Raw genomic sequence first — 12,043 nt, forward strand, 5'->3', positions numbered from 1 at the left:
CGTCAGAGCTCCCAGTAGGGCACCGGCCCATAAAGCTCCGCCAGATAATCGATGAACAGCCGCACCTTGGCGGGCAGAAACTGGCGGCTCGGATAGACCGCGGAGAGCGCCACGTTCCGCGATCCCTCATATTCCGGCAGCACCTGCACCAGCTTGCCGCTCTTTAGCTCCTCGCCGATATCCCAGGTCGAGCGCAGCGCGATGCCCAGACCTGCGATCACCGTCTCGCGGATCACCTCGCTGGAATTGGTGATCAGCATGCCCTCCGGCCGCAGCGTCATCGCGCCATCAGGCCCTTCCAGCCGCCACACGTCATTATTATGCGCGGGCAGGCAGCGGTGGTTCTTGAGGTCGTCGAGGTTCGCGGGCATCCCATGCGCCTCGATGTAGGACGGTGCGGCGCAGAGCAGCCGGCGCACCGGCGCCAGACGCCTGGCAACCAGGCTGGAATCGGTAAGCTCGGCAATGCGGATCGCCAGATCGAAGCCGCCGCCGACAATGTCGCTGAACTCGTCTGTCAGCACCAGATTGATGGCCAGCTCCGGATGTTCTTCCATGAAGCGCTTCAGATGCGGGGCGATATGCATGCGGCCGAAAGAGGTCGGTGCCGAGATCTTCAGCGTGCCGTGCATCTGGGCCGAGCGGCCGGAAATATAATATTCGGCTTCCTCGAGCCCGGCCAGAATGCCGAGCACCCGGTCATAAAAACCCTGGCCCGCCTCGGTCAGCGAAATCTGCCGCGTCGTGCGCTGCAGGAGGCGTGTGCCGAGCCGGTCTTCCAGCCGCTTGATGCGCTTAGAGATGACGGCAGGGGAAAAACCGAGCGCCCGCCCGGCAAGCGACATGCTGCCGGTCGAAACGACCTTGGCAAATATCTCGAGATCACCCAGATTGGTCATGGTGCGGCACTGTTTCCCCTTTAGGCATAAGTGCTTAGCATTTGCGCCGGTTTCGGGAAAGTGTTAAGCCGATTGAAACCGGCTGCCACGGAGGACGGGCCGGCCTCGCTGCCAATCGGGAGGAAGCGCGCCATGTCCGACACCATTTCGTTCCTTGCTCCGCGCGCCGATGTGCTTGCCCGGCGCAGCCAGATCGTCAGCGATCTGATCGATCTGCTGCCGCCGGAATGTCTGGTGCACGAGGCGCGCGAACTGGTGCCGTTCGAGACTGATGCCTTCGTCTCCTATCGCCGCCTGCCACTCGCCGTCGCCCTGCCACGCTCGACCGCAGAGGTCGCGGCCGTGATGAAATACTGCCATCGCTACGGCATTCCCGTCGTGCCGCGCGGTGCCGGCACGTCGCTGTCGGGCGGCGCCATCCCGCAGGAGGATGCCGTCGTCATCGGCCTGTCGAAGATGAACAGCATCCTGGAAATCGACCTCGCAAACCGCGTCGCCGTCGTCCAGGCGGGTGTCACCAATCTCAACATCTCTGAATCCGTCTCTGCAGACGGTTTTTTCTATGCGCCCGATCCGAGCTCGCAGCTCGCCTGCACCATCGGCGGCAATATCGGCATGAATTCCGGCGGCGCCCACTGTCTGAAATACGGCGTGACGACCAACAATCTGCTGGGCGTCAAGATGGTGCTGACCGATGGCACGGTGATCGAGCTCGGCGGCAAGGCGCTGGATGCTGGCGGCTATGACCTGCTTGGCCTCGTCTGCGGCCATGAGGGACAGCTCGGCATCGTCACCGAAGCGACGGTGCGGCTGATTGCCAAGCCCGAGGGCGCCCGCCCGGTTCTCTTCGGCTTCGATACATCGGAGGATGCCGGTTCCTGCGTTGCCGATGTCATTGCCTCGGGTATCATCCCGGTCGCCATTGAGTTCATGGACAAGCCGGCGATCGAGATCTGCGAGGCCTTCGCCCATGCCGGCTATCCGCTCGATGTCGGCGCGCTCCTGATCGTCGAGGTCGAGGGATCGGAAGCCGAGATGGACGATATGCTGAAGAACATCGTCGAGATCGCCCATAGGCATCGGGTGAAAACCGTGCGCGAATGCCAGTCGGCGACCGAGGCCGCACTGATCTGGAAGGGCCGCAAATCCGCTTTTGGCGCGACCGGCCGCATCGCCGACTACATCTGCATGGATGGCACTGTGCCGCTCAGCCAGCTCTCCTACGTGTTGAAGAAGACCGCCGAGATCGTCGATCACTATGGCCTGCGAGTCGCCAATGTCTTCCACGCCGGAGACGGCAACATGCACCCGCTGATCCTCTTCAATGCCAACGACCCCGAGGATGCGGCGCGCGCGGAAGCGGCGGGCAACGAAATCCTGAAACTCTGCGTCGATGCCGGTGGCTGCCTGACCGGCGAACACGGTGTCGGTATCGAAAAGCGCGACCTGATGCGCCATCAATATTCCGAGGTGGATTTGGCACAGCAGATGTCCGTCCGGGCCGCCTTTGATCCCGGCTGGATCCTCAATCCCTCCAAGGTCTTCCCACTCGATGGACGGCCGGCGGCATGAGCGAATTCTTTCCTGAAACCGAAGAGGAAGCCGCAAGGCTGATCCGCGAGCACGCTGCGGAGGGTAAGCCGGTCGCCATCTCCGGCGGCGGCACGCGGGCCGGGTTGGGCAATGCTGTTGCGGCCGCAGACAGACTGCGCTCGACAGCCATGTCGGGCATCGTCGCCTATAACCCCGGCGAAATGGTCATGACCGCGCGTGCCGGAACGCCGGTCGCCGAGATCGAGGCCGCCCTTGCCGAGAACGGCCAGATGATGGCCTTCGAGCCGATGGATCACCGCGGCGTCATGGGCACCTCGGGCGAGCCGACGATCGGCGGCGTCTTCGCCGCCAATGTCTCCGGCCCCCGCCGTTTCGTCTCCGGTGCGGCACGCGACAGCCTGCTCGGCATCCGCTTCGTCAATGGCCGCGGCGAAATCGTCAGGAACGGCGGCCGAGTGATGAAAAACGTCACCGGCCTCGATCTGGTGAAGCTGCTGGTCGGATCGCACGGCACGCTCGGCTTTCTCACCGAAGTGACCTTCCGCGTTCCGCCGCGTCCGAAAGCCGAAGAGACAATCGTCATATCCGGCCTCAACGATGCCGAAGCCGCCAATGCCATGGCTGTCGCCATGGCGCTATCTGTCGAGGTCTCCGGTGCGGCGCATCTGCCGATGACGGTCACCTGGCGCTTTGCAGGCGGCAGGCTGCCCGAAGGCGAGGCAACCGTACTTCGTCTCGAGGGGCTGCCGGGTTCCGTCGAGGTGCGCGCCGAAAAGCTCGCCAAGGCGATGGCCGCTTTCGGCCCGGTCACCAAGCTCGATCAGCAGATGAGCCGTGGGCTCTGGCGCGAAATCCGCGATGTCTTTCCCTATGCCGATGGCACGATGCGCCCAGTCTGGCGCGTCTCCGTCGCGCCGTCCGCGGGTCACCAGCTGGTTGCCGCCCTCAGGCTCGAAGCCGGGGTCGATGCTTACTATGACTGGCAGGGCGGCCTCGTCTGGATGCGCATGGAGGCCGATCCCGAAGCCGGCCTGCTACGCCGCTTCATCAAGGCGCTCGGCGGTGGGCATGCAACGCTGATGCGTGCTTCGGAAGCGATGCGTGCTGACGTGGCGGCTTTCCAGCCGCAGCCGGAAGCGGTGGCCTTGCTCTCGGCGCGGGTGAAGGAAAAGTTCGATCCGGCCGGGATATTCAATCCGGGGAAGATGGGGTGGTGATGGCTGAGTTCGAGTATGCGGGGCACCCCCCTCTGTCCTGCCGGACATCTCCCCCTCAAGGGGGGAGATTGGCCAGAGGCACCCACTCGCCCCGTCAATTATCGCTGAGGGGGTGCTCCCAGCGGATCTCCCCCCTTGAGGGGGAGATGCCCGGCAGGGCAGAGGGGGGTGCCCCACCCGCAACCCCTCGACGGGACACCTCTAATGCAGACTAATTTCACCGCCGAGCAACTGACCGACCCCCATGTCGCCGAATCCGAAAAGATTCTGCGCAAATGCGTGCATTGTGGCTTCTGCACCGCCACCTGTCCCACCTATGTGACGCTCGGAAACGAGCTCGATAGCCCGCGCGGCCGCATCTATCTGATCAAGGACATGCTGGAAAACGATCGCCCGGCCGATGCCGAGGTGGTTACTCATATCGACCGCTGTCTCTCCTGTCTCGCCTGCGTCACCACCTGTCCCTCCGGCGTCGATTACATGCATCTCGTCGATCATGCCCGCGCCCATATCGAAAAGACTTACAAGCGGCCGTTCATGAACCGGCTGACGCGCGGCATCCTTGCCGCCGTCCTGCCCTATCCCGGCCGCTTCCGCCTGGCGTTGCGGCTTGCCCGTCTCGGCCGTCCGTTCCGCAGCCTGATGCGCGCCCCGGCGCTGAAACCCTTCGCCGCGATGCTGGCGCTTGCGCCGCGCACCGTGCCGGCACCGTCGGTCTATTCACGTCCCGGCAGCCATCCGGCCGAGGGGGCGAGGAAGGCGCGAGTGGCGATCCTCACCGGCTGCGCCCAGCCCGTTCTCGACCCCGGGATCAACGAGGCGACGATCCGGCTTCTGACCCGCCTCGGCGTCGAGGTCGTGGCGCCCGCGGGGGAAGTCTGCTGCGGTTCGCTGGTCCACCATATGGGCCGCGAGGAGCAGGCGTTGGCCAGCGCGCGGGCCAATGTCGATGTCTGGATGCGGGAGATCGAAAACGGCGGTCTCGATGCGATCATCATTACCGCCTCCGGCTGCGGCACGACGATCAAGGATTACGGCCACATGCTGCGCCTCGACCCCGCCTATGCCGAGAAGGCGGCCATCGTCTCGGGCCTTACCAAGGATGTCACCGAATACCTCGCCACCCTCGATCTGCCTTCGCATATGCCGAAGGGCGTCACCGTCGCCTATCATTCGGCCTGCTCGATGCAGCACGGCCAGAAGATCGCCATGGCGCCGAAGCAGCTCCTGAAGGCTGCCGGCTTCACCGTGCGCGATCCGGCCGAGGGCCACCTCTGCTGCGGCTCGGCCGGCACCTACAATATCATGCAGCCGGATATTTCAGCTGCGCTGAAGGCCCGCAAGGTCAAGAATATCGAGGCAACGAAGGCGGATGTGATCGCCACCGGCAATATCGGCTGCATCACCCAGATTGCCTCAGGCACCGGTATCCCCATCGTCCATACCGTAGAATTGATCGATTGGGCCTACGGTGGTCCTGTACCTCAAAAATTAATGGATTTGCATATAGCCTGAGTTCGGCCGGTTGTCGGCCGGTCATGGGATTCAGCGCTATGCGGCGTACACTTCTTTTGCTCTCTGTCTTTTTCGGTGCCGCAGGCACCGCGCATGCCGATAGCCGTTATTTCTGCTCGGCCGACGATGCAGCCACCCGCTTCACCGTAGAGATCGGCTTCAAGGCGGACGGCGGCCATGTGCTAAACCACTTCCGCGGCGGTCTGATGATCAAGGACGGCTCTGTGCCCGACCAGTTCAAGAAGCGCGTCTTCAATTCCAGCCACCTGACGAACCGCTGGTCGAACGGTGGCGAGCTGCGCATGGAAATCTATGATGACGGCGGTGACGATACATCCGGCCAGGCGCTGAACATGGTGGTCACGGCCGAAGGTGACGGCAAGGCCTTCAGCGGCACCTATGGGATGACTGTAACAGGCGGTTCCAAGCCGTTCACCGCAAGCGGCAAGGTCAGCTGCGGCTCGAAGTAAGCCTCATGCTTACCAGTGGAACGAAACGCCGAGATTGACGGCGTTGGTGAAGATATCGGTCTTCAGCCGGTCGCCGCTGTCGATCGGCACATCCACCTTGGAATAGGTCCCCTTGTATTCCACGAAGGTCGACCAGCGGTCGGTGATGCGGAAATCCACACCCGCCTGCGCCTGCAGCGTCACGCCGCCGAATTCGTAGTCGAAAGTCGTGCCGGATGGGCGCGTCACCTCGACATGCGGAATATTCACCCCGACGCCGGCGCCGAGATAGGGCGTCCAGCGCCCGCCGTCCTGCGGGAAGCGGTAGAGCACGTTCGCCGTCAGAAGGTTCAGCCCGTCGGTGAATTCGAAATGCGACCAGCCCGAAGCCGCCAGCGTCTTGTCGTCGGCATAGACCTTGTCATGCGTATAGTCGATCGACAGGCCAAGATTGGGATGGCCCAAATCCTCCAGCCACCACGTCACCCGCGCGCCGTAATAAGGCGGTGAACCGAAGGACTTGCCCTCCCAGCCTGCGGTGAAATGCGTCCCGTCCGACAGATCGACGCCGCTATGGGGCGCTGTCTGGTAGCCGCCATAGACGGAGAATTGCAGATCCTCGGCAAGGACAGGCGAGGCGAGACAGGCAAGGGCGGCAAGCCCAAACACGGACAGGCGAACGGCGCGGCGCATGGATTATCCCCGGATGGCAGTACCGCAAATCTATCCCGCGTTGTGTAACAGGCTTATTGCAGGGGCGGTGGGCTGTGAGATTTATGGGGTGCCTGCGCAAGCAGCCCCCTCATCCGCCCTTCGGGCACCTTCTCCCCGCTGGGGAGAAGGGATGTCAGAGCCGCAGCGCCAACGTCCCCTCTCCCCTGGGGGAGAGGGCAGGGTGAGGGGGCTCCGGGCGCAGCATCGCCGAAACAAAAAAGGCGCCACGAGGACGCCCTTTCACTCCTATCAACAGTCGCGGCTCACCCGCCGAACAGCGTCCTGAGAACATCGATGCCGCGGTCCTGGAAGGCGACGTTGCCCTGCTTGTTGCCGGGGCCGACGACGATCACCTTGGTGCCGACGGGGACGCGCTCGTAGAGATCCTGCACGTCATTGTTGACCATGCGGATGCAGCCGGACGACAGGTTGAGGCCAATCGTCCAGGGCTGGTTGGTGCCGTGGATGCGGAAAGCCGTGTCGCGGCCGCCCTGGTAGAGATACATCGCGCGGGCGCCGAGCGGATTGTCCGGGCCGCCGGGCTGGAAGGCAGGCAGCTTGTGGCCGGCCTTGGCTTCGCGGGCGCGCATTTCCGGCGGCGGTGTCCAGCCGGGCCATTCCGCCTTGCGGCCGACCTTGACCACGCCCGACCAGCCGAAGCCCTCGCGGCCGACGCCGATGCCATAGCGGGTTGCGCGGTTGTTGCCCTCGACGAGGTAAAGAAACTTGTTGGTCGTATCGACGATCACGGTGCCAGGCGCTTCGTCGGTGACGAGGCGGACGACGCGCTTCTTGAACTGCGGCTTGACCGTCTTCACCTGCTTGACGCCACGAACGGCGTCGGTTGCCGTCAACTGAGGCTCGGCATGCGCGAGGCTCATTGTGCAGGCCAGCGCAATCGCAGAGGCGGCCGCGAGCCGTATGATATGCTTCATTCTCAATTCCCCTCTATCCAGGATGACCGCCAAGCTAGCCAATTTGCCCCGGATTTCAAGCTTCAGAGGGGTTTGCGCGTGTTTTTGTGCCGCGGCGCGCCGTTCTTGCAACGGCCCGCCGCAGCCTTGCGATCTTTAGATCACGATCACGCGGGTGCCGACATTGACGCGCTCGTAAAGGTCAGTCACGTCCTCGTTGCGCATGCGGATGCAGCCCGACGATACGGCATTGCCGATCGTCCAGGGCGCATTGGTGCCGTGGATGCGATAGAGCGTCGAGCCGAGATACATGGCGCGGGCGCCGAGCGGATTTTCCGGGCCGCCGTCCATGCGCGCGGGCAGATAATGGCCCTTGGCAGCTTCGCGGCTGATCATTTCGGAAGGCGGGGTCCAGTCCGGCCATTCGGCCTTGCGGGTAATCCGGTGCTCGCCGGCCCATTCGAAGCCCGGCTTGCCAACGCCGACGCCGTAGCGGCGGGCCTTGCCATTCGCCATCACGAGGTAGAGGAAGCGGTTGTTGGTATCGATGACGATCGTGCCGGGCCTTTCCTTGGTGTCGTAATCGACCATCTGCGGCAGGAACTGCGGATCGAACTGCTCGCGGACAACAGGAATTGCGCCGGGGCGCACGACGGCAACCTGCTGAATACCGGCAGGCGCTGCGCGGCGCACGATGCGCGGCTGATACTGGAACAACCCGCGGCGCTGCGGCTGAATGACGGGGCGCTGATAGACGATAGGGCGCACGTTGCTGCCGCCCAGCTGGTTGAGCCAGGGCGCGGTCAGATCGGGGCTGAGAACGACGGGCGGGCGGGTCGCATAGCGATCGTCACCAAGGGCAGGCGAGGCAAGCAGGCCAATGAGGCTTGCGGCAATCAAAACGGATTTCATCATCGGACGGAACTCTCTACATATGACCGAAAATGCTGGGGCGGGCATTTCCGCCTGGCCGGATGCTGCCACCGCTCCGGCCAGCGAATGGTAAAGATCGATTCATTAAACTGCGAAGCACCGGATAAACTTTTCGTCAGGGTTACTGTTCGGTTTGGAAACGGGGTTTCTAAATGGTAAAGCCGCAATTGAAGCGTAAAATCAGCGGGGAAGCATGAGCGATACGGGCATCACGACCGGTGACGACGGAAAGAGCCGCTGCCACTGGCACGCCAATCTTCCTGACTATATGCGCTATCACGACGAGGAGTGGGGCCGCCYGGTTACCGACGATATCAGGCTGTTCGAGAAGATCTGCCTCGAAGGCTTTCAATCGGGCCTCTCCTGGCTGACGATCCTGCGAAAGCGGGAGAATTTCCGCGCCGCTTTTGCCGGTTTCGATTTCGAGAAGGTCGCGCTCTTCGACGACGCGGATATCGAGCGCTGCGTCGCCGATGCCGGCATCATCCGCCATCGCGGCAAGATCGTTTCGACGATCAACAATGCCAGGCGCGCCATCGCACTGAAACAGGAATTCGGCTCGCTTGCCCGTTATTTCTGGAGCTATGAGCCGGGCACTGGCGATCGTCCCGGTATGGTTGATCGCGCCTACATCGCCGCCAACCCGACGACGCCGGTTTCCGTCCGCATTTCCAAGGATTTGAAGAAGCGCGGCTGGACCTTTGTCGGCCCGACCACAGTTTATGCTTTCATGCAGGCGATGGGGCTCGTCAACGATCACGTCGAGGGCTGCTTCTGCCGCTCAGAGGTGGAAGCGATACGGAAGGCACTGGTGCGTCCATGAGAAAACTGCTTGCGACGGGCGCTCTGATGGTTCTTTCAGCGCTTCCCGCCTTCGCCCAAGCGCCGCAGCTCGATCCCGGCGAGAAGCTGGAGAAGCTTCAGTTTCCGGCCGTGACCATGCAGATCAAGGGCTGGACGAAGTTCGGCAACAGCCATGTCTTTACGCTACCTGTCAAAGCCGGCCAGCATGTAAAGATCAGCTTCACGACACGCAGCCAGTTTGCGTTTCTGGCGATCTTCGATTTGTCGAAGGGCGATGACGAGGCATTCTTCGGCACGGATGAGGACGGCTCTGTCCTCGATACCATTGCCAAGGAAGACACGACCTGGATGCTGCGCCCCTATTATTCGAAAGTCTCTCCCCGGCGCGGCCTCGGTGCTCCCTATACGCTGATGATCGAGCCTCAGGCACCCGGAACCGCGCCGCCTGCGGCCAAGCCTGAAGAGCCGCAGCGGCCGTCGCTGTTTCCGCCGAAATCAGGCGCGGACGAAGAGGAATAGGTCAGCCCAACTGATCGAGCAGCCCGCACAACTCCCCGAGATGCGGGATCTTGCGGAAACGCGGTGCGTCGGACGGCTCGTCGATATGCTCCAGCACCCAGGTCAGCTCATGCGGCACGAACACGCCGTAGCTCCCGGCGGCAATGGCAGGCACGATGTCCGATTTCAGCGAGTTGCCGACCATCATCGCCCGCTCCGGCCCGTCGCCCACCTTCGAGAAAATCCGCCGGTAGGTAACCGCCGTCTTGTCCGAGACGATCTCGACGGCATCGAAGAAATCGCCGAGGCCGGATTGCGCCAGCTTGCGCTCCTGGTCGAACAGGTCGCCCTTGGTGATCAGCACTAGCAGGTAGTTCCCGGCCAACGCCTCTAGTGTGTCCTGCACATGCGGCATGGTTTCGACCGGATGGGAAAGCAGATCGCGCCCGATATCGAGGATCTGTGCGATCACGCTCGCCGGGACTCTGCCGTCCGTCATCTCGATCGCCGTCTCGATCATCGACAGCGTGAAGCCTTTGATGCCGAAGCCGTAATGGGCGAGGTTGCGCTTCTCGGCTTCCAGCAGCCGTTCCGAAATCTTCGGTCCCTCGGCAAAATCGGCCAGCAGCTCGGTGAAGTGCGCTTCCGTCAGCCGGTAATATTGCTCGTTCTGCCAGAGCGTATCATCAGCATCGAAGCCGATCGTCGTCAGCGCGTGCTTGCTCATCGGATGCTCCTGCAATTCCCTCGCCCTGAATCTATCGGCGTGGCCGTTCGAGACAAGGGCTTTGTTTTTTGACGGACGGGATGCCGCATGCTGTTGAAATGCCGCCGGGCGCGCTTACGTAAAAAGTGCCTCATCAGCAGCCAGCCCGGCTGTGCCTGCCATGCAGGCCAATAATCAAAAGATTGCGTTCAGCAGTCCATGGGCACCCCCGCCTGTGGCAGTCACAAGGAAATTTCCTCATGAAATACAATCAGCTTGGAAATACCGGCCTTTTCGTTTCCGAAATCTGCCTGGGAACGATGACCTTCGGTGAAGCCAATGAAGGCAGCCCCTGGGGCGCCATCGCCGATGTCGATCAGGCCGCCGCCGACAAGATCGTCGAGCGCTCGCTGGCCGCAGGTGTCAATTTCATCGACACCGCCGACGTCTATTCCTTCGGCGAATCCGAACGGCTCCTCGGCCAGGCGCTGAAGAACCTCAACGTCCCCCGAAAGGACGTCGTCATTGCCACCAAGGTCTATGGCGTGATGGGCAGCAAGCCCAACGACCGCGGCGCCTCGCGCGGCCACATCATGGATTCGGTCGAAGCCAGCCTGAAGCGGCTGCAGACCGATCACATCGACCTCTACCAGATCCACGCGACCGATACCGTCACTCCGATCGACGAAACCCTGCGGGCTTTCGACGATCTCGTCGCCCAGGGCAAGGTGCGCTATGTCGGCGTCTCAAACTGGCAGGCATGGCGGATCGCCAAGGCGCTCGGCATTTCCGAACGCCGCGGTTTCGCCCGCTTCGAGACGATCCAGGCCTATTACTCGATCGCCGGCCGTGATCTCGAGCGCGAGATCGTGCCGCTGATGAACGAGGAGAAGCTCGGCCTGATGGTCTGGTCGCCGCTCGCGGGCGGTCTGCTTTCCGGCAAGTATGGTCCAGGCGCCCCCGGCAACGGCGAGGGCCGCCGCGCCACCTTCGATTTCCCGCCTGTCGACAAGGACCGCGCCTGGGCCTGCGTCGCTGTGATGCGCGAAGTCGCAGAGAAGCATGGCGTCAGCGTCGCCACCGTGGCGCTTTCCTACGTGCTGGCCAAGCCCTTCGTCACGACGGTTATCATCGGTGCCAAGCGGATCGAGCAGCTCGATCAGAACCTTGCGGCGACAGGCCTAAAGCTCGATGCCGAAGACCTGAAGAAGCTCGACGACGTCAGCGCGCTGGCGCCTGAATATCCCGGCTGGATGGTCGCCCGTCAGGGCGCCGGCCGGCGCCCCGAACCGTTCGAGCCGAAGGCTTGAGCCTTCGCTAGTTGAAGGCGACCGCGCTGATGAAGCGCGGTCGCGTGAAGGCTCGCTCTGCGAACGTCATCTGCCCGAAGCCGAGGATGTTGGAGAGCATCGTGTAGGTCGTGGCCCCCTCGACATAGATGATCGAGTCGCCGTCTGTGATCTGCGGCAAGGTCGAGCTGTCGAGTACCTGCGCCTTCAACAGGCTGACGGTGCCGCTCTCCTTCTTCCAGTCCAGCTTGTAGACGCCAGCGGTCTTCTTGATGCTGGAGATCCGGAGCGCGCTCGGCGCCGTGCTGTTCTGCTGCAGATTGGTGAAGACGCCGTAGATGTTGGAAACGAAGGTCGCGTCGATCGAGGTCTGGCGCGAGATGACATCCGCCACCACGCCATTGGCCTCGACGATGTTCTGATAGGTCCGGAACATGTCGAAGACGGCGACGCTGCTGATGAAGAAGAAGACCATCACTGGCGCCACGAAGGAAAACTCGATCGCCGAGGCGCCGGAGCGGTTCTGCAGGAAATTCTTGAAAGTGCGCATT

At 62.7% G+C, this 12,043-nt stretch carries 13 protein-coding genes; 7 read left to right on the top strand and 6 right to left on the bottom strand.

Annotated elements, in window-relative coordinates; genetic code table 11:
- Nucleotides 1-2: 2 nt before the first annotated feature.
- Nucleotides 3-899, bottom strand: a complete 897-nt coding sequence (locus AC1DNK_RS03215; RefSeq protein WP_477939254.1) for a LysR family transcriptional regulator — start codon at nucleotides 897-899, stop codon at nucleotides 3-5.
- Between the two features lie 132 nt (nucleotides 900-1,031).
- On the opposite strand from AC1DNK_RS03215, the gene AC1DNK_RS03220 reads away from it, so the two are divergent.
- From AC1DNK_RS03220 to AC1DNK_RS03235, 4 genes are all read left to right on the top strand, one after another.
- Complete coding sequence (locus AC1DNK_RS03220; protein ID WP_477939255.1) at nucleotides 1,032-2,471, top strand: FAD-linked oxidase C-terminal domain-containing protein; 1,440 nt, start codon at nucleotides 1,032-1,034, stop codon at nucleotides 2,469-2,471.
- Complete coding sequence (locus AC1DNK_RS03225) at nucleotides 2,468-3,670, top strand: FAD-binding protein (RefSeq protein WP_477939257.1); 1,203 nt, start codon at nucleotides 2,468-2,470, stop codon at nucleotides 3,668-3,670. Before AC1DNK_RS03220 ends, AC1DNK_RS03225 begins: the two co-directional genes overlap by 4 nt.
- Before the next feature lie 204 nt (nucleotides 3,671-3,874).
- The gene (gene glcF, locus AC1DNK_RS03230; protein WP_477939258.1) at nucleotides 3,875-5,185 is read left to right on the top strand and encodes a glycolate oxidase subunit GlcF; all 1,311 of its coding nucleotides are present in this window, start codon (nucleotides 3,875-3,877) and stop codon (nucleotides 5,183-5,185) included.
- 38 nt (nucleotides 5,186-5,223) lie between these two features.
- Nucleotides 5,224-5,655, top strand: a complete 432-nt coding sequence (locus AC1DNK_RS03235) for a hypothetical protein (protein WP_477939259.1) — start codon at nucleotides 5,224-5,226, stop codon at nucleotides 5,653-5,655.
- 9 nt (nucleotides 5,656-5,664) lie between these two features.
- Here the strand turns inward: AC1DNK_RS03235 and AC1DNK_RS03240 are convergent, their stop codons facing one another.
- From AC1DNK_RS03240 to AC1DNK_RS03250, 3 genes are all read right to left on the bottom strand, one after another.
- Nucleotides 5,665-6,327, bottom strand: a complete 663-nt coding sequence (locus AC1DNK_RS03240; RefSeq protein ID WP_477939260.1) for an outer membrane protein — start codon at nucleotides 6,325-6,327, stop codon at nucleotides 5,665-5,667.
- A 284-nt stretch (nucleotides 6,328-6,611) separates the two neighbouring features.
- Nucleotides 6,612-7,274 carry a L,D-transpeptidase gene (locus tag AC1DNK_RS03245; protein ID WP_477939870.1) on the bottom strand — a complete coding sequence of 221 codons (663 nt, stop codon included), beginning with the start codon at nucleotides 7,272-7,274 and terminating at the stop codon, nucleotides 6,612-6,614.
- A gap of 144 nt (nucleotides 7,275-7,418) precedes the next feature.
- On the bottom strand, nucleotides 7,419-8,177 hold the full coding sequence (locus tag AC1DNK_RS03250) for a L,D-transpeptidase (RefSeq protein WP_477939261.1): 759 nt from the start codon (nucleotides 8,175-8,177) through the stop codon (nucleotides 7,419-7,421).
- A gap of 211 nt (nucleotides 8,178-8,388) precedes the next feature.
- Here AC1DNK_RS03250 and AC1DNK_RS03255 point away from each other — a divergent pair, with 211 nt between their 5' ends.
- Together AC1DNK_RS03255 and AC1DNK_RS03260 are read left to right on the top strand one after the other, a co-directional pair.
- Entirely contained in the window at nucleotides 8,389-9,018 is a 630-nt protein-coding gene (locus AC1DNK_RS03255) for a DNA-3-methyladenine glycosylase I (RefSeq protein ID WP_477939262.1), read from the top strand.
- Nucleotides 9,015-9,518 carry a hypothetical protein gene (locus AC1DNK_RS03260; protein WP_112390600.1) on the top strand — a complete coding sequence of 168 codons (504 nt, stop codon included), beginning with the start codon at nucleotides 9,015-9,017 and terminating at the stop codon, nucleotides 9,516-9,518. Before AC1DNK_RS03255 ends, AC1DNK_RS03260 begins: the two co-directional genes overlap by 4 nt.
- 1 nt (nucleotide 9,519) lies before the next feature.
- Here the strand turns inward: AC1DNK_RS03260 and AC1DNK_RS03265 are convergent, their stop codons facing one another.
- A complete protein-coding gene (locus AC1DNK_RS03265) occupies nucleotides 9,520-10,224 on the bottom strand; it encodes an HAD family hydrolase (protein WP_477939263.1) in 705 nt (234 codons plus the stop codon).
- Nucleotides 10,225-10,463: 239 nt separating this feature from the next.
- Here AC1DNK_RS03265 and AC1DNK_RS03270 point away from each other — a divergent pair, with 239 nt between their 5' ends.
- Complete coding sequence (locus tag AC1DNK_RS03270; protein WP_477939264.1) at nucleotides 10,464-11,513, top strand: aldo/keto reductase; 1,050 nt, start codon at nucleotides 10,464-10,466, stop codon at nucleotides 11,511-11,513.
- A 7-nt stretch (nucleotides 11,514-11,520) separates the two neighbouring features.
- On the opposite strand, the gene AC1DNK_RS03275 is transcribed toward AC1DNK_RS03270, so the two are convergent.
- Nucleotides 11,521-12,042 carry a TadE/TadG family type IV pilus assembly protein gene (locus AC1DNK_RS03275; RefSeq protein WP_477939265.1) on the bottom strand — a complete coding sequence of 174 codons (522 nt, stop codon included), beginning with the start codon at nucleotides 12,040-12,042 and terminating at the stop codon, nucleotides 11,521-11,523.
- Nucleotide 12,043 lies beyond the last annotated feature (1 nt).

The sequence above is a fragment of the Rhizobium sp. 01N424 genome, from assembly GCF_056399485.1.